Raw genomic sequence first — 20580 nt, 5'->3', positions numbered from 1 at the left:
TGACCCTGGGTTTGACGGTGCGATGGGGTCGAAGGCGGGCGGAGAGGTTCCGCCCGCCGGGGACCTGACTGCTCAGAGCACGAAGCTGGAGCCGTTCAGGTCGTGGCCGCCCTTGAGCGCGATACGGAAGTCTTCCGTGACGCCGCCGCTGACGTTGCCATGCACGATAGTGTAGGAGACGCCGTCCCGCTCTTCCCACGACACCATGAGCTGCGCCGCCGCGTTGAACTCAGGGCTGCTGATCAGCGTAAAGCCCTGATTGCCAGCCGTGCCGGCGTCGGCGTCGATTGCGGAGAGATCGATCAGATCCCCCGGCTCGAAGTCGAGGATCACGTCGTCATCGGCGCTCTCGACGTCGAGGAAGCGGAAGATGTCGGCGCCCGCTCCGCCTTCCATCACATTGACCGCGCTGGATGCGGTGATCACGTCGTCGCCCGAGCCCGTGGCGACATTCTCGATGCCCCACAGCGTGTCGACGCCGGTCTCGCTGCTGCGGGCGCCGCCGCGTCCGAGCAGGCCAGAGCCGAGGTCCACCGTCAGGTTGGCGCTGATCGCGGAGAAGTCCAGCGTGTCAATGCCGGCGCCCCCGTCGATGTCATCGCCATAGTAAGTGTCGTCCCCGTCGCCGGCTTCGGCTATGAACAGGTCGTCGCCCGCCCCGCCGACAACCGTGTCATTGCCGGCACCAGCGTTGATGACGTCATCGCCGCCCTGACCAAAGATGCGGTCATTGCCGGCATCGCCATGCACCAGGTCGTTTCCGGCTCCGGCGAACACCTGGTCATCGCCAAACCCGGCGAAGATGGTGTCGCGACCGGCGCCGCCGTCGACATAGTCCGCGCCGTCGCCAGCCGAGATGACGTCGTCGCCGGCCTCGCCGAGCAGGACGTCCTCCCCCGCAAGCCCGACAATGCTGTCGTCGCCTGAGGTCCCGGTGAGCACGTCCGAAAGGGCTGTGCCGACACGCGTCGCGCCGCTACCCGCAGGCGTCGGAGGGCCGGAGCCGTCGTGACCCTCATCGTCGTCGTCGTGATCGCAGGCGCCGTCGTCGCTTGCATGATCGTCGCTTGCGTCTTCGTCATCCGGCTCACCGCCGGTCAAAGGATCCAGATCGTCGTCGTCATGGTTGTCGCCATCGTCATAGCCGCTGTCCTCATGGTGGTCATCGCCCTGATCGATGTCGCCATGATCATTATCGTTGGCGTCGCCGGACCCGGCACCGCTGTGGTAGAATTGCGGCCCGGCGCCTTCGCTGAAGAAGGTGACGGTATGCGTCCCGCTCGACATGGTGGTCGAGCCGTCGGCATTGGCGGTCCGCACGTAGTCCGCCAGCGTCTTGCCGTCCTCAAGCTCGACAACGTCCTGCGGACGCAGCTTGCCGATGATGACGTCATTGCCGCCTTTGGTCTTGAAGACGATGCGGTGGGCCGAGGCGAGCCTGGAGATGTCGACCGTGTCATCGCCCTCGGAGCCGAGGATGGTGATGGTGCTGGTGCGGAGGCTGGTTTCCTCGCCCTGTTCGGCGAAGTTGCCGATCAGCTCGAACCTGTCGCCGCCGGCGGCGCCTTCGCCGCTGGCGGACATGCCATTGATGACGATCTCCTCGATTTCTGCCAGTTCCGCGATCACCTGCGGCGTCCCTTCGACGCCATTGACCACGGTGGTCCGCGTCACGACGATTTCCGTTGCGGCGCCGCGCAGCGTCAGGCCCGGCACAACCGTGAGGGCGTCTTCCGCCGGATAGAAGCGAAAAATTTCATAGTTGGCGTTGCCGGTGATGACGAAGGTGTCGCCGGCGATGCCTTCCGAGCCGCCGTCGATCACATCCCAGCCGGCCGAACCATTAGCCGGCGCTGTCCAGCGGATGATGTCGTCGCCGCTGCCGCCGTTGATGGTGTCGTCGCCGGTTCCGCCGTCAATGATGTCATCGCCGGCGAGGCCATTGATGGCGTCATTGCCGCCGAGCCCATTGATGACGTCGCCCGCAGCCGTGCCGTTGATCGTGTTGTTGCCATTGGAGCCATTGATGACCGAGGGAGCGAGGATGAAGTCGCTCTGGTCGATGGCGTTGGCCGCCACGCCATTGATGCGGACGGTGCCCTGAACGGTGGAGTTTGCGCCGCCAGCCCGGATGGTCAGCAAGGTGGCGCCGCCGCCGGGGCTGGATTCAAACACGCGCTGGTTGAAGTTGGCGGCGGTGACGCCCAGGCCGCTCAGGTCGATCTTGTCCTGGTTGGTGCTCTGGCCGCCAGTAGCGTCGAAACTGTTGATGGTGTCGGCACCGAAGCCAGCCTGGTCGTAGACGATGATGTTGAAGCCGTCGCCCACGTCGATTGTGTCATCGCCGGCCCCGCCGTGGATGACGTCATTGGCGGCCCCGCCGTTGAGCGTGTCATTGCCGTCGCCGCCATAGAGGGCGTCGTTACCGGCGCCGCCGTTGAGGATGTCATTGCCCGCTCCGCCATAGAGGCTGTCGGAGCCTGCGCCGCCGGTGATGTTATTGGCGAGGCCGTTGCCGGCGCCGGTGAAGTCAGCCGTGCCAGTGTAGACAAGGTTCTCAACATTAGCGTCGAGGTTGTAGCTGACGAGCGAGGTGCGGGCGGAGTCCGTTCCCCCATTGGCCAGTTCCACGACCGTGTCGCCAAGGTCGTCGACGATATATGTGTCGTTTCCCGCGCCGCCGACCAGTAGGTCGACGCCCGCCCCGCCATTGAGCGTGTCATTGCCGCCGTTGCCGAACAGCATGTCGTCGCCCGTATTGCCGGTGAGCGTGGAGATCTGGTCGTTGTCGCGATCGATCAGGATGGTGTCGACATCGGCGGCGGCGGTGAGTTCGCCCTGGCGATCCGTGCTGAGCACATAGGTTCCGCGGAACACCTCGTCGCCTTCGTCGTCGGCCAGATAGAAGTCATAGCCGCCATAGCTGCCACTGTCGAAGGTGATGGTTTCAACCACCTCGCCCGTGGTGGCGAAGTGATCGACGACGGTGATGCGCGTACCATTGACGTCGATGCGCAGATCGTCGTTCTGCAGGCGCATGAAGCCCAGCGTAGTGAGCGCAGCGCGATCAGCTGCAATCGAAATCCTGTCGGCGCCGCTGCTCTCCTGAATGCTGTCCTGGCCGTCGTTGAGACCGAAAATGTACTGGTCGTCGCCAGAGCCGCCATTGAGCGTGTCGTTGCCGGCGCCACCAATCAGCACGTCGTCGCCTGTGAGGCCGTTCAGCGTGTCATTGCCGCCGAAACCCATGATCACGTCATGGATCAGCCCCGTGCCGTCGACATTGCCATTGAGCGTCTGACCGGCGTCCGTGCCATTAATGACGTTCATGGTCAGGTCGGTGAACTCGAGCCGTTCGATGTTGCGAACCGTATCGCGTCCATCGAGAACCGGCCGTTGGGTCACGCCCTCGATATTGTCACCGAGCACGTCGGTTTCGTCGGTGGCGGGCGGGGCGTGATTGACATAGAGGCTGCCGTCCCGATTCACGCCAAAGCCATAGTGCTCACGGATGCCGGTGTAGACTGAGGTGTCGATGTCGCCCGCCTGATTGCCGTTGAGGATTTCGCGGACAATCGTCAGCTGACCCGGTTCGAGGGTGCGGCTGAACATCGCCTCATCCAGCGTCATGCCGCTGAAATTGGCTACGCCGGTTGGATTATAGAGATCGGCGGGGTTTTGCGTCGCGAGGCCTGCTGGCGTGTTGTAGAGCTTGCCGGTCATGCCGTCGGCGGTGGCGATCACCGTATTGGTGAGCTGGCCGTTGGCGTCGCGGGCATAGACCGCGATGCGCACGTTGAGCCACATGTCGCCGTCGATGACGTCGTTGCCGGCAAGGCCCTTGATGCGGTCGCTGCCGCCGCCGCCCAGCAGGATGTCGGTGGCGTCGTTGGTCTCCAGGGCGACGACCTCAGCCGTACCGTCATTGCCGACCTGGATATGGCGGGTTGTGTGGGCCACAAGCCTGTCGAGACCGGCGATCAGCGGAATGTTCTTCTCAAGCAGCGCGTTGGAATAGGAGTCCAGAATGGAGTCTGGACCGGGGATCGCCGCCGTGCCGGTCAGTTCGGCGCGGGTATTGACTGGAACAACGCGGCCGGTGAGCACGTCGTTATATTTCCAGCCCGACAGACCCTCCACCAAGTCGAAGCGGTCGCGCAGGATGAAGTCTTCCTGCGTGGCGAAGATGGGAATGCCGAGGTCTGAATTGGCCGCGACCTCATCGCCCTTGTGGATCGCCCAGTCAAAGCCGGCCATGCCGTTGCTGCGCTGGATGCCGACGCCCTGGAACATGATGTCGTCGCCGGATTCAGCGTCATAGTCGACGTCGCCGCGCTGGCCGTTGAGCACGTCGTTGCCGATGATTGAGGAGTTGAAAAACAGCTCCGAGTTCTCGCCGGCCAGGGTGTCAAAGCGCCCGCCGCCCTCAATCCAGTCATCACCGGCTTCGCCGAGCAGGAAGTCCATGCCGTCGCCGCCGAGGATGAAATCGTTATCTGTGCCGCCCATGACGGTCTTGCCGTCCTGGCCGGCCACCATGAAGTCCTGGCCCGGGCCGCCGAACATAAGGGTGAGGCCGGCGCCGCCATGGATGACGTCGTGACCCTCTTCGCCGTGCAGGACGTCGGCGGCGCCGATGTCGGTGCCCGAGTTGGTGATGATGTCGTTGCCGGCGCCTCCATGGACGTGGTCGACGCCATAGCCGCCGTCGAGCCGGTCGTCGCCCTCGCCGCCCCAGAGCGTGTCGTCGCCCTCGCCGCCAAAGATCGTGTCATTGCCAGACGTGCCCTGGACCACGACGTGATCCCCGCCATTGTAGCGCAGGTAGTCGGTGGCGCCGTCGCCATCAGTGTCGCGCCGGTCGACCATCTGCGAAATGGCCTGCAACATCGGATTGGTGTGCACCGGGTCAGCGAGGCCGGTCATGGCCAACTGGCGCGCTTCGTTGAGGTAAAGCACCAAGTCCGGCCGTGAGAAGATGTCGCCGGGGATTGCCGTGCCGTCTTCACCGAGGTCGGTGTTGCGCTGGATGATCTTGGCCAGCGAATTGTTTTCCAGTTCCGAGAGCAGGTTCATGCCCTGAACGCGCGACAGATAGTAGAACCGGTCGCCGTCCTGAAGGTTTTCCAGCTGCACCTCGAAGACGGCAGAGAACGTCGACCCGAGCATGCCGCCAAAGTCCATTTTCCGTTCAGCGAGGCCGCCGATCCAGAAATCCACGCTGTTGAGACCGGCCTCCCTGTTGGCCCAAGCACCCGTACCGTTCAGGAAATCCGTCCGGTCGGCGATGCTGGAGGCGAGGACCACGCCAGACGTGTTGGTGATGCCGTCGGTGAAGGGCTGGTCGGTTCCGAACACGATTGCCATGGCCGCCGCGCGCTTGCCCGCCACGCTCTCCTGCGCTGCGATGGCCTCATGCGTACCATAGGCGGCGATGAAGTTGATGATGGAGGCCGGGTTCTTGAGGTTGAGCGCGAAATCGACCCAGTTGACGTAAGGATCGAGCTGGCTGTCGCCGCCGGCGGCGGCCTTCAGCTGGGCGCGCGCCTCATTCAGGGTCGGCATGTTGGTGTCGCGGCCGCGGGCGATATTGATGGCGGCGAGATCCAGCGGAATGCCGACAAGCTGGTTGCGCAGCACATTGGTGACGAATTCGTCGATCTCATTGCCGACCTGGCCGCTGAGGCCGCGAAAGATGGCGCCGACCGCAACGTCATGGGTCACCGTGCCTGACTTGTCATAGGCGAGCGGATTGAGGAAGCCGTCGAACAGGTCGATGTGATCGGTGGAGCCGTCCGCATTCACCCGGTCGATGGTTTCCCGCAGCATGGAGTGACCAAAGCGGTAAACCACATTGGCGAATTCGGCGAAAATGGCCGGATTGATATCCGGGTCCGGCTCGAACAGGAAGGCGTCCACGTCCGGCTGCATCTTCCTGGCGAATTCCTCGAACACCAGGTGCTGATACTCCATCTCGGTGGTAAAACGCCCGGCCTGGAACAGCCTTTCGCCGTCCCACAGCAGCCCTTCAGCCCACGCCGCATAGCCTGGGGCGGAAGCGTCCGGGATGGACGTTACGTCAGTCAGCAGCCATTCATTGAGGAAGTTGACGTCGCGCGCCGCAAGAATGACCTCCTTGGCGTGCTCCACGACGCGGTTGTGCTCCGCATGGAAGACGTGGTGGATGGCCGTGAGCCCGATGTTTTCATTGGCGCGGCCGTCGCCGGCGATGAAGTGGGCGTCAAGCAGCTCGTTGTCATAGGTTCCGGTGGGATTGAGGTTGCCGGCCTCAGTGTCGCTGTCGGCGACCAGCGGCACGGCGGCGGTGGCCGGGTTGTGGTCGTGGTCATAAAAGCCCGGCGTCGCGCTATGGGCGATGTCGAGCAGGAAGGCGTGAGCGGTGCGGAAGGCGCCGACAGCGGTCGGATCGGTCGCGCCGGCCCCAGCGACACCCTCAACCAGATCATTGGCGCTAAAGCCAACGACCAGTTGCGGAAAGCCCCCCGCGCCAGGGATGAAATTGCCGTATTCGTCCGTCGCCAGCAGCGGCACGCTGCCTACGTCATTGTCGGTGAGGCGGATGCCGAGGATGTCAGCCGCCTGTTTCTTGACGTCGCCCCAGGTAGCCATGCCGCCCTGCGCGCCTGTGAGCAGATGGCCCGTGGCGACAGGCTTGCCGTCCACCAGAATGTATTCGCGCAGGAAGACCTGCACGGACGCGTTGGAGCCATAGGTCTGGTTCTGGTCGACCCAGGGGGTGGTGGTGTTCATCGCGCCGTCGCCGGTGCTGGTGCGCGACACGGCCATGAAATTGGTGCGGGCGCCGGGCGTCGCGTCATAGAGCGGATCATCCGGCGACAGCGGAATGTAGATCGTGCCGTTGTTGCCCTTGGCGACGTGATCGAGGCCGTGATCGAAGAACTGGCCAAAGATCGTAAAGATGGAGCTGTAAGGCGCGGAATCGCCGATGTCCGGCGAGACGTTCGGCAGGAAGACGGTCGAGCCGTCCAGTTCGATGCCATAGTTCTCGGCGACAGTCGATTTCAGGGTGGCGTTCAACACCGCCAGCGCGTCCTCAAGGCCCGCCCCCTCCAAGGCATTGGCCACGACCTTATAGTCGGCATACATGGCCTGCAGCGTCGCCACCGCCGTCATCATGTCTCCCTGGTATTCCGCATGCTCCAGCGCAGCGAAGATCACGGCCGGGTTCGCCATGGACTGATCGACGATCAGATTGGAGATGAGGCGGGGGTCGGCGTCGGCCACGTCGCCGCTGGCGCCGTAGTCCGTATTAGTGAGCATGCCGCCAGGACCAAAATTCATGGTGTCGCCGTCGGCGTCATTGTGCGGCGTTCCGGGCGTGCCCAATGGCGGGAATGGATTGTCCGCCGCGCCCCACTGGGCGCGCCCCGGAATGAGATTGTTGTAGCTGCCATCCACGGTGCGCAGCCCGTAAGGCGCGAGCGGACTGCCCACGAGCTCCGCGAGATCACCGCCAGCGGCATGCGCCTCGGCGATCTTGATCTGCGTGAGGATGTATTCCAGATCGTGTTTGACCAGGCTGACCATCGCGCTCCCCTTTGCCTCTTGGCCGCTCAGGCTTCGCGCCGTCGCGGCCGTGACGAATACGTGGCGACGCACAGGCAAGGCCTGGCGATGCTTCAGCAAATCTTAGAAAGGTGGAAACAGTGCCGTAAGCGCACTAGGTCTCATCAGATCCATGGTCTGTCGGCCAAGTGAATACTGGACTACAGAACGAGACCGATACGGACCTTGGTCCAGCGGCGTCTGAGACCTTCGCCCTGCCTCTCTCAGGCAGCTGTCGGGCAAGCATCTGAAATCATAAAATACTTTGTTGGCCCGGCGTTTTGCAGAGAGCGCCAGTACGGCCTGTCCTGCGGAGTTGGTCATTACTGACTGTATTCGCGCTGATCTCATACCATTCGCCAACGAAACGCAGCCAGATTGTGCTGGCGACACAACGGGCGCCAATTTATGCTTCCGTTTGGGGAGGAACGAGCGGGCATGTCAGTAGGAGCCGAAGCACTTCTTCATGCTGTTTCTGGCCTGCGCGCGCCCGTCAGCCTGTCGCGCCAATTCGCGCTGACCGGCGGCCTTGTCATGCTCGTCGTCATGACGATAGCCGGCGTCATTACGTCACGAATCGTGACCAACGCTACGATCGAGAACACCGCCACCTCCACCGCCCTGTTGCTGGACAGCGTGCTGTCGCCGAACCTCCAGGCCCTCGCCCGCAGCGACACGCTGCCGGAGCAAAGCGTAGCCGCCCTCGACCAGTTGGTGGGGTGGAATACGGAAGAGGACGAGGCGTTCGAGATGCGCTTTCCGCACCTTGAAATATGGAAGCAGGGCGGGCTGATTGTTTATTCGAAATCGCGCGAGCTCATGGGGCGGCGCTTCACGCCGCCGCCGGGACTGCTCGAAGCGCTCGCCGGCAATGTCTCGGCGCAATACACTGACCTCAGCTCGCCGGAGCATGTCGAGCGCAACTTCAACCGCAAATATCTCGAAATCTACGTGCCGGTCCGCGAGCAATTGTCGGGCAGGATCATTGCGGTCGCCGAAATCCATGAGGCGCCCGATGACCTGCAGCAGCGCCTGTTCCGCGTCCGCCTGGGCAGTTGGGTCACGACGGCGCTGCTGACACTGGTCGTGATGGTGAGCCTGTTCGGCATCGTCCACCGCGCCAGCAGGCTGATCAACGCACAGCACAATGCCCTGCGGCAGCGCATTGATGAAGTCCGCCGGGTGTCGGAGCAGAACCGCAGTCTGCGCAGCAAGATCGAAGCTGCCTCTGGCAGGCTTGTCGAACTGAACGCAATTTATCTTCGAAATGTCGCAGCGGAACTTCACGACGGCCCTGCGCAACTGGTCAGCTTCGCCGCGTTGAAGGTTGAACACATCCGCAGGGCCGCGACGGCGAGCGACCGCAGCCATGAGTTGCAGGTGATGTCCGGCGTTCTCGACGACGCGCTGCGCGACATCCGCGCCATTTCCCAGGGACTCATGCTGCCCGAGCTTGAATCACTTCCCCTGCAGGAGGTCGTCGAACGCGTGGTGGCCCAGCATGAGTTCCGTTCGGGCGACAAGGTCCGCCTCGCCTGCGCAGGGCTCGCCTGCGAGGTCACCCATGCGGTGAAGATATGCGTCTACCGCTTTCTGCAGGAAGGGTTGCTGAACGCCCACCGCCACGCGCCGGGCAACAGATGCTCTGTGAACTGCCGCGTGCAGGACCATCTCCTCAATGTGCAGGTGAGCGATGACGGCCCCGCCGACGCGCCGGGCCACGTGATGATTGAACCAGGCCTGGGACTGATCGGGCTGCGGGCGCGCGTGGAGAGCCTCGGCGGCGCCTTCACGTCCGTGATCAACCAGGGCGGCGGCGCAACGCTGGAAATGACACTTGTCATTTGGGGGAACGATGTCGCGCAAGATTTCCGTGGTCGTGATTGACGATCACCCGCTGTTTCGCACCGGGGTCATCCAGACGCTGCGACTGGCGCCTGACATTGAGGTCATCGGCGACGGTGGCTCGGGAGAACAGGCTGTGGAACTGACGCAGCACCTGAAACCCGACCTCATCCTTCTCGACATCTCCATGCCTGGCGACGGCATCCGGACCGCAGCACGCATTGCTGCGGAAGAAGATGCGCCGCGCGTGGTGATGCTGACGGTGTCGGAGGAGAATGAACGCGTCATCGCCGCGCTGGAGGCTGGCGCCGTGGGCTATATCCTCAAGGGCATCGAGGCCATGCAACTGATCGAAGCGGTGAGGAATGTCGCGCAGGGGGAAACGTTCGTCTCTCCCAATCTTGCCTTGCCGCTGCTGTCACGGATCAAGGAGAAACCTGCGCGGCGGCAACTTGACGTCCTGTCTGACCGTGAGAAGCAGATCCTCCGCCTCGTCGCCCAGGGCCTCAGCAACCGGCAGGTCGGAGAAACGCTGGGCGTTCTTGAGAAGACCGTGAAATTCCACATGACGCGCATCATGGAAAAGCTCAACGTCCGCAACCGCGTCGCCGCAAGCGCGATCGCCCAGAGGGAATGGGGGCCGCTGGAGTAACGGTGACCTGAACGGCACCGGTTGCGCCCGGCGTTCCCTCGCGATCCTAGCTTAACTGAGCGGCTGTCTGGTCCAAAATTCAGGACCACCTCTACCCGATACGACCGCAGCGCCGTCAACTTCATGGCCGCAGTCTGCATCGCCGCGACCATCAGCTACTGGTTATGAGTCCGAACCCTAGCCAAAAGTCGTTCTCTCGCTGATAGGGAGGCAACGGGGTGCCCAGCCAAACTAGCAATGGGCGGGTTGAGTCCAGGTCAAAGGGACCTTCCCTCTTCAAAGTTCTGTTGGGAAGATTCTCTTTACACTACTAATTGCTTAATTATTACGCGGAGAAATTGTGAAATTATGTCTCCCACGATTTGAACCGCCCCGGGTTTGCCGGAGGCCATTTCGTTTAAATCAGGCAGCCACCGGCTGGCGCTCCAGCATGGCGTAATAGCTCTCCTCGGCTTCGGCCGGGGGAATATTGCCGATGGGCGCCAGTAGCCGGCGATTGTTGAACCAGTCGACCCATCTCAGCGTGGCGAACTCCACCGCCTCGAAGCTGCGCCATGGCCCGCGGCGGTGGATCACCTCTGTCTTGTAGAGGCCGTTGATCGTCTCGGCGAGAGCGTTGTCATAACTGTCGCCGACGCTGCCGACGGACGGCTCGACGCCAGCTTCCGCCAGACGCTCGGTGTAGCGGATGCTGACATACTGCGATCCCCTGTCGGAATGATGCACAAGACCGCTCCTGTGAACAGGCCGCCGTTCATGCAGGGCCTGTTCAAGTGCGTCGAGCACGAAGCCCGCATGCGCTGTCCGGCTCACGCGCCAGCCAACGATGCGACGGGCATAAGCATCGATGACGAAGGCTACATAGACGAAGCCTGACCAGGTGCTGACGTAGGTGAAGTCCGAAAGCCAAAGCCTGTTCGGGGCTGGGGCATGGAAGATGCGGTTGACATGGTCGCGTGGACAAGGCGCGGCCTTGTCATGCACCGTGGTGCGTATCCGCTTGCCGCGAGTGGCGCCGCGCAGGCCGAGGTCGGCCATCAGCCGCTCGACGGTGCAGCGCGCAACCGCGAAGCCTTCGCGCAGCAACTGCCGCCAGACCTTGCGCGCGCCGTAGACCTCGAAGTTCTCGACGAACACTCGCTCGATTTCGGGCTTGAGCGCCAGATCCCGCTTCGCCCGCGCCGACAGCCGTCCGGGGTCTGCGCGACTGGCGACATGAGCGTGGTAGGTTGACGGGGCGATCGGCAGCACCTTGCAGATCGGCTCGACCCCATGCACCTCACGGTGAGCGTCAATGAACGCGATCATCGTTTGAATGGACGGTCGAGCTCCGCCTGGGCAAAATAGGCGCTCGCTTTGCGCAGGATCTCATTGGCCTGCCGGAGTTCGCGGTTCTCCCGCTCAAGAGCCTTCATTCTCTCGAACACGTCCGTCGGCACGCCCGCGCTCTTGCCCACGGCGACCTCCGCCTTCTTCACCCAATCCAGCAGCGTGTGCGCCGAGCAACCAATCTTGGCCGATATCGACTGGCACGCCGTCCAACGGGAGGAGTGGTCACCCTCGTGAGCCATCAGCATCCGCACCGCTCGCTGGCGCACCTCAGCAGAGAACTTGTTCGAAGATTTGCTCGTCATGGCTCCATCCTATTTGGAAGTCGGAGCCTCCGGCAAACCCGGGGCGGTTCACCATGACGGCATTCCCGTTCTTAAGCGCCTTACCACCAGACGACACCTATCAGCGCTGGCTCTCCTCGTTGAGCATCGCTTTGGCAAGGGTTCTGTGACCGTCTCTCCGCTGCCCGAAGTCTTTCGCCGGCACTCCAGCCACGATGGAGAAAGGCGGCACGTCATGCTTGACCAGGCTTCCCGCGCCGACGGCTGCACTTTCCCCTATTCGGACTCCGGGCAATACAGTGCAGCCCGTCCCCAGAATCGCGTGCGCCCCCACATGGACGGGCGCGTTTTGCACGCCGCGATAGTTTAACGGAACCGTTGGGTTCGTCATCGTATCACCGCCGTAATCGTCGTTTGAACTAAAAATCGTGCATCGGACAGAGATGGTCGCGAAGTCGCCGATCGTGACGAGGTCGCGCCCCAGCACCGCCGAGTAAGCGGAGATATGCACGTTGCGTCCGATGCGGAGGCCCCCGGGCCCCGCTGACAGGATGCAATGGGCGTCGACCCTGCAGAAATCTCCAACCTCGATCCGATCCGCCCCGAAGAGTAACACATGCCGGCTGATGTTGACCCCGACCCCCAAACGCTTCAGACCCAAGGCATCAAGCTCATTGATGTCCAGAAAATCGCTTTTCATCCGAAGTCCTCCATGCAGTTCCTGATGATCGCGCAGACCAGCTCGACCTCCTCCCTCGTTAGATCATCGGATAGCGGGAGACTGATGATACGTCGGGCAATATCACGCGTTGTGGTGAGATTCCCAGATGTCGCGAGGCCAGCAAAATATGGCTGCTCTGCTATGTGCGGATTGAAGTACTGGGCAACGCCGATTCCCTCCGCCGTGAGTCTGGCGCAGAGCGCATCCCTGTGTGGCTTAAGGCGCGTGGGCAGGAGGACCGGCATGAACTGGAAGGCTAACCGATCGCCGATCTGGCGCTGAAACACCAAATCGGGCAACTCGGAGCGGTAAATGTTCGCCAGCGCCTCCCGCGCCGATACAACCTGCTCGAATTCGGAGAGCTTTGCGAGACCTAGCAGCGCTCCGACTTCGCTGAGCTTGGAGTTCAACCCAGGCATCGTCGCAGTGCGCGGTTCTCCGAAGCCGAAATTCCCCATCACACGGAGCCTGGCCAGCCGGTCAGGGTCGTCGCAGTAGATTAAACCTGCTTCCCCCGTGGCGAATGTTTTCGTCGCGTGCATCGAATAGACGACCGGCCACCGGAAGCCCTGGCCGAATCCAGCCTTACCTGTAGTCCGCGATCCCAGCGAGGCTGCGGCGTCAACGACCACTGAAACGTTATGCTCGCGGGATAATGCGTCGTAGCGATCAAGGTCGAGACAGTTGCCGAATGTTGCGTAGGGAAGAACAACGTCTATCTGCCCCTCATATTTGCGGAGGAGCTCATCCTCCGAACGGGCGCACGGCAGCCACGTCTCCGCGTCGATGTCGCACAGGAGGGGTGTCAACCCGGCCCAGATCGCAGCGTGCGCTGTCGCGGCGAACGTGAACGACGGCATGAGAGCATAGCGTCGCTGCTCGTCCCGGGGAGAACTCATCGCGTCCTTTATTGCCACCATCAGGCCGATTGTGGCGTTATTGACCGTAAGGCAACCGCCGACGCCGCTGAACAAGGTGCGCGTCAGCTCAGCTTCGAGGCGGGCATTCACCGGACCATAATTGGTGTAGATACCTGAACTCTCGATTGCCATGAGGTCATCGACAAGCCGACTTAGTCTGGGCGGCCGTGGCCGCAACAATGGGATCGTCATTCTTGTACAAACCTCAAAGCAATTCTTCCGGCCTCACGACCGCCATCAACGAAGCGGGCAGCGCCCGTCTGCGCTCGAGGTGCGACCATGTCGCCGGTTCATTCATCCAGGAACCGTTCGTTCTCTTGTCGTGAGAAGACCGGCTGGCTACACTCCGAGTAGTGTAGCAGCAGCGGGCTGTCTATAAAATGTAAGTAGGGTCTTAGAAACTTGATTTTCCGGAACCTATTCCAATCGCCCGGCTCGGAGAGCCGGTAGGCGTTCACATCCCAGGGAAGGCGAGCAAAGTAACGGTGGTAGAACACGGAACCTGTCGTCACCTGCCCGACAGTAAAGTCGCTACTTCCCAAAGTGAGCCACTCCCCGTCCAGGCGTTCGGACTGGAAGCTATGCCAGAGAAAGTCGGCCTTTTGTGCCTGCGCAGCCTTCAGTAGTGTCTCGATCCTGTCCGGCGTCATCGCGTCGTCGTCATCAAGGTGAGTGATAAAGTCGCCTTCGCAAAGGTTGAGCGCGTGATTCATGGCGTTCGTGCCCGCTACGCGCCAGCGATCGATGCCCGGCGGCGGGTACGGACCGCGCTCAGGAAGATTGACGAACGAGACCCGGCTGTCTCCGATCTGCGCCAGTCGTTGTTCAGTGTCATCCGTGCAATGATCGCCGACGATGATGATTTGCAGGTTCTGGTAGGACTGCGCCAGCACCGATTTTAACGACCGTTCGACCAGGAGTGATGCTCGATCCACGGTCGCGATACAGACCGAGACAAGAGGCTCAGATGCGTCGTAGGCTGTCCAGTAGGACTGGACCTGGCGCGCGCTCTGATAGGCTTGCCTTTCGGTCGATAGGCCCTCGGCCAGCCCGAGCACCCAATCAACACGATCCCGTTCGAGGAGATGCTGGCTCTCAAGCTTCAAGATCCTCTCCGTGTGGCATTTCAGATCGAGAAGGCGGTTCTGTTCCTCCAGGAGATCCAGCCGGGCGAGGATGGCGGCAAATTCCTGCCCCGCCATCACCTGGGCCGACGCGGAGTGCTCGACCTCCGCCCTCGCGTCCTGATCCTGGGTAACGCAAACTGCGCGGTAGCTACGCCCCTCCCCCGCTCCCCACAAGACGTAATGTGAAGCGCCCGAAGCCATTTCGCCTGCAGCGACGGCTTGGCGAACGTCCGGGTTCAGATCAAGATATGCCTGCTCGTCGAAATCAGCCGGCGGCTCTGGCGAGCGTGCCGACCTTATCCATTGCAGCGCGGTACGGCTGGAATGGACGATTCTATGCCAGACGCTTGTCACCCGTTGCATCCCCGGCTCCTGCGCCACCGTCGCGTTCACGCCACTCCACCGATATCCAGTAAAGCAAATTACCCGCAGAACGAAGCGGCGTCCATAAGGCACCGCTCCGGAGGGCGCCGGCCCGCCATCGCCGCCTTTGACCGGTTCAGTACGCCTGCAGCGAAGGACTTGCGGCGATCACAGGCGAAAACCGTCGGGCACGCTGCCTGCGCCGGTTTGACAGCGGCTCGCACAGACGGGTAATCGTTCTGGTTAATGGCGACACGGCGAAAGACACCCTATGATGGTAAACTTTGATCGACTGATCGACATCACGTATTCCGTACCAGTCGATACGGGTGGAGGCAGCAGCTTCGAAAAAACCGCTATTATGGCGGCTTTGGCGGAGCATCAAAGCCTGACGACATATGTTGAGATCGGCGTCTATCGCGGAAGAAGTTTTCTCCCTCTCGCCTGGTCGTTCGAACAAAGAGGCGGTCACAGCTTTGGGATCGATCCCTATTCCCGGGCTGCGGCCGTTGAGGAAGATCTTTCTGACGAAATCAGGGAAGCTGTCGAGACTTTCATTCAGGAGGCCAACTGGGACAAATTATACAACGAGTTTCTTGACCGCCGGGCGGCGCTGAATCTCGACGCGAGCACCACGATCATCAGGCAGGCGTCCGCCGCAGCTTTCCCAACAATCGCGGAGGCCGTGGCCTCACCGTTGATGATCCACATCGATGGAAACCACGATACGCGGTTCGTGATGGAGGATGTTGAGCGCTACACGAGTCTGATGAAAGATGGAGACGTGCTGGTCCTCGACGACACCGATTGGGCTTCGGTGAAGCCCGCTCTCGCCCTTGCGCGGTTGTCGCTTCAAATCCTTTATTCGGGAGAAACCTTCACAATTCTGGTTAAACTTGATCGTGACGTTTCTCGTCGCCTGGCTAAGCTTAGGGAGCAGTGCAGCATCTTCGAGTGGAAGGCCCGGACAAAAAGCTTCGAGTCGCCCTACGCAGCGAAGCCTCTCGTTTCAGTATCGATGATCACTTACAATCAAGAGAAATACATTGCGCAGGCGATCCAGAGTGTGCTGGATCAGGTCGTTGATTTTACATACGAAATAGTGATTGGAGAGGACCTCTCCACTGACAGAACCCGCGCGATCTGCAGAAGGTTTCAGAGGGCTTATCCCGACAAAATCAGATTGCTCGAGCGCACTTCAAATGTCGGCGCTGTCACAAATTATCTCGATACTTATAGTGCCTGCCGAGGCACTTTTGTCGCTTTTCTGGAAGGCGACGATTTCTGGACAAGTAGTAATAAACTTCAGAAGCAAGTGAATTTCCTCAGAAATAATCCAGATTATGCGATTTGCTGTCACAATGTTTACGTTACAGACGAGAGCGGCTCTCTTGGAGATCTGCTGCTCAAAGGCGTTGCCGATACGACAAGTGTTCACGATCTCTGCACCGGAGACTATATTTCTACTCCTTCGTGTATGATCCGCAACGGGCAGGTTGGCACCATTCCGGACTGGTTGTACCAGCAGCCTGGCTGTGACTGGCTATTCGATATTCTCAACGCCGAGTGCGGCAAGATTAAATATTTCCCAGAAGCTATGGCTGCTTATCGAAGACATCATCATGGGATCTGGTCCGGACAATCCGAATTTCAGCAATTGTCTGCGGCTGCAACGATGGTCGTCAAAGTCAATCATCATCTCGAGTATCGTTACGATCGGGAGTTTGGGACCTATCTGGCGATAAACAGGCTGCGTTACGACGAACTCCTGGCAAATGGGCTCGTTGGTTATGACGATGCCCGGCATGGCTCCGAATCCGGAGACCGGACCAGGCTGGTGATGATCCATGACCTTTTGTTCGCAGTCGGCCAAGAACTCGCAAGAATTTCGGCCCGCTTCGATCGGATCGACCAATGGTTGACGTCAAAGAAATCACGCATTCGGCATGTCCTCACTGCGCCGATTAGAGCGGTTGGTCGACCGTCCTTCAAACAGCGGGAACAATGGCCACAGGCTACGGATTACGACTTGGTTATTGTCGACAACGTCTACCCTCATCCGCAGTCTGCTTTTCGGGCCGAGGAGTACGACGCCTATTTGACGGAGATCCCCCGTTCTGTCGCCTACACGTCCGGTTCTGCCTTTCATTTTTTCGAAGAAAAACGCTCACTGGACGAGGTCATCGCCGCGCACGAGTCTAGCAGGCCCGCACTCAAAGGCAGGATTCTTGCATGCGACAAGGTGCCAGACCTCACAGCACGGCTCGGCTACACAGTGTTCCTTGGTAACGCTTGGGAGAATGTCGAGTTTTTTGAACGTAACCGAATCCCGTTTATTTTCACGCTATATCCCGGCGGCGCCTTCCGGGTCGGCGTAGCCGCGTCGGATGCACTTCTCAAACGCGTGTTTGACAGCGAAATGTTCCGCCGTGTGATCGTCACCCAGGCATATACCCAAGATTACCTTATCTCTCACAAATTTGTCAGTCCCGACAAAGTTGATTTAATCTACGGAGTGGTGACGCCAAAAACAGAATCCAAAGCCCCCCAATCGCAAAGATTGAAGTTTGGTTTCGGCAAGTCGACGCTGGATATCTGTTTTGCGGCCCACAAGTACATGCCTGATGGACATGACAAAGGCTATGATATCTTCCTCGACGTCGCCAGGGAGCTCGTAAAAATCGCCCCAGAATGTCGTTTTCACGTCGTCGGCGGATTTTCAGCCAGTGATCTGCCCATTGATGGGCTTGAGGACAAGATCACTTTCTACGGCGGTCGCGAGCCAGAATGGTTCTCGTCATTCTACGCAGATAAGGACCTGATCCTCCTGTGCAACGTACCCTTCGTATTGATGGAGGGCGCATTCGACGGGTTCCCAACGGGCTGCGGTTCGGATGCGATGCTGCAACAGGTCGCTTTGTTCTGCACGGATCCGCTTGGCATGAATATGCATTTCTCTGACGGTGAGGACCTCGTCATCGTGCCTCATGAGGTCGATGCCATCGTTGACCGTATTCTCTGGTACCGGGAAAACCCGGCTGACCTGAAGAAAATCGGCGAAAGCGGTTACAGAAAGGCTGAAGACTTGTATAGCTATGAGACGCAGATGGTTCCCCGACTGGCAGTTCTGCAGCGGGAGCTTGCCGCCTTGACGTAAGGAGGCCTTCGGTAGCGTTCTGTCTTATACTGTGAGCATCACCGGTTTGTTGCCCCGACCAGTCAATGAGATTGGTGGGGGCAGTTGACCTGCTCCGTTGACCGTTGGCATGGCGCGGGCCCGACTGAAGATCGGCATGGCCAATCTGGCGTACAACTTCACCCGGCTGGTCTGGCTGAAGGGGAGAAGTGCGATCGCATGAACCCTACGGGGTCGCTTCTAACGGCAAGAGCCGAGGTCGTTTCCCGTGACGTGGTGTAGGTGGGGTTGGCCATCGGGTTTGCAGGTAAGGTGTGTTTGCGAACTAACCTGAACCTGGAAGCATCCCCGATGACCAAGCTCATGATGGACCTCCGCGTGCTCGTCGAAAAGAGCGCAGACGCCGACCTTTTGCGTGACATGATTGGTTTCGCCGCCGAGCGACTGATGGAGCTGGAGGTCGGCTCCAGAACGGGCGCCGGCTATGGCGAGCAGCGCCATGCCCTGACGCAGGCGATCTACACCTTCCGCCAGGGCCGCATCATCGACCGCAGCCATGAAGCTCAACAATATCGGCATCCGGCCTCAACGTAAGCATCCGGTGAACCCCGCATGTGAGACGCCTCTGCCTCAGGCGATGCCTTACCCCGCAGTGGCCGCCTTCCAGTTCCACGGTAGCAGTTCATCAAGGCGCGCCGCCGGGATGCCATTGATTCTGGCGAGGACATCGGCCAGCCACGCCTGAGGATCAACGTCGTTCAGGCGGGCAGTGACGATCAGGCTATACATCGCCGCAGCGCGCTGTCCGCCGCGATCCGATCCGCAGAACAGCCATGCCTTGCGGCCGAGCGCGACGCCGCGCAGCGCCCTCTCGGCGGCGTTGTTCGACAGGCAGATCCGGCCGTCATCGAGAAAGCGCATGAACGCTGGCCAGCGCTGGGTCAGATAGCCGATGGCCCTGACCAGCGGATGGCCACGGCTGAACTGGCCCCGGGTCTGGCCAAGCCATACCTCCAGCTCCGCAATCACTGGCGTGCTGCGCATCTGGCGCACGGCCCGGCGCTCGCTGGCGCTGGCCCCATTGATGTCGCGTTCGATCGCGAACAGGCTGTCGATCAGACGAATGGCGTCCAGCGCCCGCGGATAGACGGACGGCGGCTTCTGTCCCCGGGCCGACTTGCGGGCGGCGCTTTCGATGTCGGCAAGCTCAAAGAACTTGCGCCTTGCGTGCGCCCAGCAGCCGGCCTCCAGAATGGGGGCTGGCGCGCGCTCTGGCCTGTAGAGCTCATTGTAACCGCCATAGGCGTCGGCCTGCAGAATGCCGCTCCATGCCCTGAGGTGCTCCTGCGGATGAACGCCCCGGCGGTCACGTGAGTAATAGAAGACGGCCGCCGGCGGCGCGGGGCCGCTCCAGGGGGCGTCATCCCTGACATAGGTCCAGAGCCGCCCCGTATCGGTCTTGCCCTTCGCAAGAACCGGAACCGTGGTGTCGTCGCCATGCAGCCGGCCGGCGGCCAGCACATGCGCCTCAATCCGCGAGAACAGCGGGGTCAGCACCGAGGCCGCGCCGCCCACCTGATCTGCCAGCGTCGACAGGCTCAGCGGCACCCCCTCGCGGGCATAGCGCTCGCACTGGCGGTTGAGCGGCTGATGCTGGCCAAACTTCTCGAACACGATCTGGGCCAGAAGTTTGGGACCGGCCCAGCCGCGCGGCAGGACATGGAATGGCGCCGGAGCCTGAGCGATGGCCTCGCAGTCGCGGCACGAGAACTTCTCCCGCACCGTCTGGATCACCTTCCACTGGCGCGGGATCACCTCCAGCGTCTCGGTGATGTCCTCGCCCAGATTCCGCAGCCGCTCGCCGCCGCAGCAGGCGCAGGCGCGCGGGGCTTCGACCACCACCCGTTCGCGCGGCAGGTGCTCAGGGAAAGGTTGGCGGGCCGGCTTCCTGCGGCGGAACGCGGCGACAGGCGTGGTCGCGCGGGCGGCGGCTTTCTCTGCGGCAAGCTCGTCCTCGGTCGCGCCAGCCTCAAGCTCCTCCAGCTGCAGCTCAAGCTGGTCGAGCAGGCGGGCGGTCCGCTCCGGGGAGGCGCCAAAGCGCTCACGTTTGTACTTCGCAATGAGCAGCTTCAGATGGGCGATCTGCGCCCGGTCATCGGCGAGCTGGGCCCGGGCTACGGCGGCTTCTGCCTCGGCGGCCCTCAGGTCTGCTTCCGCCCGGTCAGCCCGCTCCACGGCGGCGGCAAGCGCTGCTTTCAGCGCTGCGACATCGTCAGGAACTGGGCTGGCCATGGCTTTCATGAGCCGATTGAATCACACATCAAGACGTTTGTGGCGCCCCAAAATGCCGTCTGGCCCCAACTATTTTTGCTCAGCCGGCGCTGCGTGGCCGCCAGCTGTGTTGCGGATTGCGCCAATCAATCCCTTCGAGCAAATAGCCAAGCTGGGCCGCAGTTAAGGCAATCGCGCCGCCCTCTGTCGCGGGCCAGATGAACCGACCGCGTTCCAGCCGCTTCGCATAAAGCGACATGCCGATCCCGTCGTGCCACAGGATCTTGCACAGCGCCCCGCCGCGCCCCCGGAAGACATACAGGTCGCCGCCATGCGGATCGCGCC

At 61.4% G+C, this 20580-nt stretch carries 10 protein-coding genes, 1 pseudogene and 1 other annotated feature; of the genes and pseudogenes, 4 read left to right on the top strand and 7 right to left on the bottom strand.

Annotated features, from left to right (window positions below; all coding sequences use genetic code 11):
• Positions 1-72 precede the first annotated feature (72 nt).
• The gene (locus AC6A67_RS13590; RefSeq protein WP_498037093.1) at positions 73-7569 is read right to left on the bottom strand and encodes a peroxidase family protein; all 7497 of its coding nucleotides are present in this window, start codon (positions 7567-7569) and stop codon (positions 73-75) included.
• Between the two features lie 456 nt (positions 7570-8025).
• Here AC6A67_RS13590 and AC6A67_RS13585 point away from each other — a divergent pair, with 456 nt between their 5' ends.
• Together AC6A67_RS13585 and AC6A67_RS13580 are read left to right on the top strand one after the other, a co-directional pair.
• The gene (locus AC6A67_RS13585; protein WP_498037092.1) at positions 8026-9474 is read left to right on the top strand and encodes a sensor histidine kinase; all 1449 of its coding nucleotides are present in this window, start codon (positions 8026-8028) and stop codon (positions 9472-9474) included.
• The gene (locus tag AC6A67_RS13580) at positions 9443-10084 is read left to right on the top strand and encodes a response regulator (protein WP_498037091.1); all 642 of its coding nucleotides are present in this window, start codon (positions 9443-9445) and stop codon (positions 10082-10084) included. Before AC6A67_RS13585 ends, AC6A67_RS13580 begins: the two co-directional genes overlap by 32 nt.
• Before the next feature lie 402 nt (positions 10085-10486).
• Here AC6A67_RS13580 and AC6A67_RS13575 read toward each other — a convergent pair.
• The 4 genes from AC6A67_RS13575 to AC6A67_RS13560 form a co-directional block, all read right to left on the bottom strand.
• A protein-coding gene (locus tag AC6A67_RS13575; RefSeq protein WP_498037090.1) for an IS3 family transposase occupies positions 10487-11718 on the bottom strand; the annotation gives its coding sequence in 2 pieces (ribosomal slippage) (positions 10487-11427 and positions 11427-11718; 1233 coding nt in all).
• Positions 11318-11434, bottom strand: a sequence feature (AL1L pseudoknot). Its footprint overlaps the gene before it by 117 nt.
• A gap of 100 nt (positions 11719-11818) precedes the next feature.
• Positions 11819-12397: an acyltransferase gene (locus AC6A67_RS13570; protein ID WP_498037089.1), complete on the bottom strand. Its 579-nt coding sequence runs from the start codon at positions 12395-12397 to the stop codon at positions 11819-11821.
• The gene (locus AC6A67_RS13565; RefSeq protein WP_498037088.1) at positions 12394-13470 is read right to left on the bottom strand and encodes a DegT/DnrJ/EryC1/StrS family aminotransferase; all 1077 of its coding nucleotides are present in this window, start codon (positions 13468-13470) and stop codon (positions 12394-12396) included. The genes AC6A67_RS13570 and AC6A67_RS13565 overlap by 4 nt, the downstream gene beginning before the upstream one ends.
• 158 nt (positions 13471-13628) lie before the next feature.
• Positions 13629-14858 (bottom strand): glycosyltransferase family 2 protein, encoded by a 1230-nt coding sequence (locus tag AC6A67_RS13560; RefSeq protein WP_498037087.1) that lies wholly within the window; start codon positions 14856-14858, stop codon positions 13629-13631.
• Between the two features lie 244 nt (positions 14859-15102).
• Between AC6A67_RS13560 and AC6A67_RS13555 the strand changes: the two genes are divergently transcribed.
• A complete protein-coding gene (locus AC6A67_RS13555) occupies positions 15103-17985 on the top strand; it encodes a glycosyltransferase (RefSeq protein WP_498037086.1) in 2883 nt (960 codons plus the stop codon).
• A gap of 330 nt (positions 17986-18315) precedes the next feature.
• Positions 18316-18459 (top strand): annotated as a pseudogene (locus AC6A67_RS13550) (IS256 family transposase); the annotation flags it as partial.
• Positions 18460-18606: 147 nt separating this feature from the next.
• Here AC6A67_RS13550 and tnpC read toward each other — a convergent pair.
• Positions 18607-20256: an IS66 family transposase gene (tnpC, locus tag AC6A67_RS13545; RefSeq protein WP_498037085.1), complete on the bottom strand. Its 1650-nt coding sequence runs from the start codon at positions 20254-20256 to the stop codon at positions 18607-18609.
• A 79-nt stretch (positions 20257-20335) separates the two neighbouring features.
• The coding region (gene tnpB, locus AC6A67_RS13540) for an IS66 family insertion sequence element accessory protein TnpB (RefSeq protein WP_498037084.1) at positions 20336-20580 on the bottom strand (245 nt) is incomplete at its 5' end.

This window comes from Camelimonas sp. FR25 (assembly GCF_059740505.1).
The sequence above is the reverse complement of the archived record's forward strand: the minus strand, read 5'-3'. Positions and strand labels throughout refer to the sequence as shown.

Coding starts and splice junctions, on each gene's coding strand:
- AC6A67_RS13590 (WP_498037093.1), bottom strand. CDS start 7,569: ATGGTCAGCCTGGTCAAACACGATCTGGAATACATCCTCACGCAGATC.
- AC6A67_RS13585 (WP_498037092.1), top strand. CDS start 8,026: ATGTCAGTAGGAGCCGAAGCACTTCTTCATGCTGTTTCTGGCCTGCGC.
- AC6A67_RS13580 (WP_498037091.1), top strand. CDS start 9,443: ATGTCGCGCAAGATTTCCGTGGTCGTGATTGACGATCACCCGCTGTTT.
- AC6A67_RS13570 (WP_498037089.1), bottom strand. CDS start 12,397: ATGAAAAGCGATTTTCTGGACATCAATGAGCTTGATGCCTTGGGTCTG.
- AC6A67_RS13565 (WP_498037088.1), bottom strand. CDS start 13,470: ATGGCAATCGAGAGTTCAGGTATCTACACCAATTATGGTCCGGTGAAT.
- AC6A67_RS13555 (WP_498037086.1), top strand. CDS start 15,103: ATGGTAAACTTTGATCGACTGATCGACATCACGTATTCCGTACCAGTC.
- tnpC (WP_498037085.1), bottom strand. CDS start 20,256: ATGGCCAGCCCAGTTCCTGACGATGTCGCAGCGCTGAAAGCAGCGCTT.